1 protein-coding gene is annotated in these 1473 nt (G+C 65.1%); it reads left to right on the forward strand.

Annotated features, from left to right (window positions below; all coding sequences use genetic code 11):
* Positions 1-45: 45 nt before the first annotated feature.
* Positions 46-1473, forward strand: a 1428-nt coding sequence (locus DBR23_RS14035; RefSeq protein ID WP_233250458.1) for a DUF4384 domain-containing protein, incomplete at its 3' end; no start/stop codon positions are given.

The raw sequence follows: 1473 nt of genomic DNA on the forward strand, positions 1-1473 counted from the left end.
CCTGCATGCTCTCGCCCCCAGCGCGCACGCTCCCCACACCCTGTGATGCGCGCAATCCATGGAGCGCTTTTGCTTGTCGTCGGGCTGGGACTGGCTGGCTGTGCCACGCCCAGGGACCCGCGCAAGGACCAGGCCTTTCAGAGCCTGGCTTCCATCACCGACCGCCCCGTGGTGCGACCCACACGCTCCATCTCCAGCTTCTCCGACTCGCTGATGTGCATGGACCACATGCTGCGCGATGCACAGCTGCCCACCACACTGATCACGAGCAAGCAGATTCCCGACTACTCCACCCGCGTCACCGTGGCCACCAAGGACATGGTGATCACGGCCCTGTCCCAGATGTCGCGCCTGAGCAATGCCTTCCGCTTTGTGGACTACGAGGTGGACATCGCGCGCCAGGACACGGTGCAGAACCTCACCACCATCCTGCTCAACAACAACCAGATGCAGCTGCAGCGACCCGCGCTGTACCTGTCGGGTGCCATCTCGTTCGTGGACCAGAACGTGATCAACAACCGGTTCGACACCGGGCTCTCCGGCCCCCGCATCGACATGGGCTACAGCCAGAGCCGCAACGCCACCATCATCGGCCTGGAGATGCACCTGGGCGACTTTCGCACCCGCACGCTGATTCCAGGCCTGGACTCCGCCAACGAAGTCATCATTGGCAACGGCGGACAGGGCGTGGACCTGGCCGGGCGCATCGGCACTTATGGCGTTCAGTTCAACGTGGGGCGTGACTACACCCAGGGTTCTGGCAGTGCAGTGCGAACACTGGTGGACCTGGCCACCATCGAACTCATTGGCAAATGGGCCCGGGTGCCTTACTGGCAATGCCTGACGCTGGAGCAAAACCACCCGGACTTTCAGCGGCAACTGCGCGACTGGTTTGACGAAGGCTCGCCCGCCGTGCGCACCCAGCTCATCGCACGCTCGCTGGTCAGCCGGGGCTACCTCGCCCCCGCCGCGCAACCGCTGCCGGACAACGACCCGGCGCTGCGCAAGGCCCTGGCGCGCTTTCAGGCGGACAACGGCATGGTGGTGACGGGCGTGGTGGACTTTGCGACCTACGAACGGGCGCTGCGCCACTTTGTCGGGCTGTCCGCAGACGGCACCCTGGCCCGCATTGGCTGGGCCAGCACACACGCAGAGCCTGTGCCGCACATCGCCGCCAGTCCAGCCACACCAGATGCTGCAATGCAGGTGGTGAGCACCGATCCGGGGGCGGCCAAGTACGGAGACCCACCGCCTGAGCGCACCATTGATCTGCAGATCGAGAACGTGTTGCTGGAGCGCACCGCATTCGAGGTGGGGGAACAGGTCTTCCTGTCGGCCACCGTGTCGCGCGCCTCCTACCTGCAGTGTTTTCTGGCCGATGCCACCGGCACCGTCATCCGCCTGCTGCCCAACCAGGCCAACACCACCGGCTGGGTGTCTGCCAACCAGGCCATACGCATCCCCGACTGGATG

The sequence above is a fragment of the Acidovorax sp. HMWF018 genome (assembly GCF_003061035.1).
Classification (GTDB): domain Bacteria; phylum Pseudomonadota; class Gammaproteobacteria; order Burkholderiales; family Burkholderiaceae_C; genus Acidovorax; species Acidovorax delafieldii.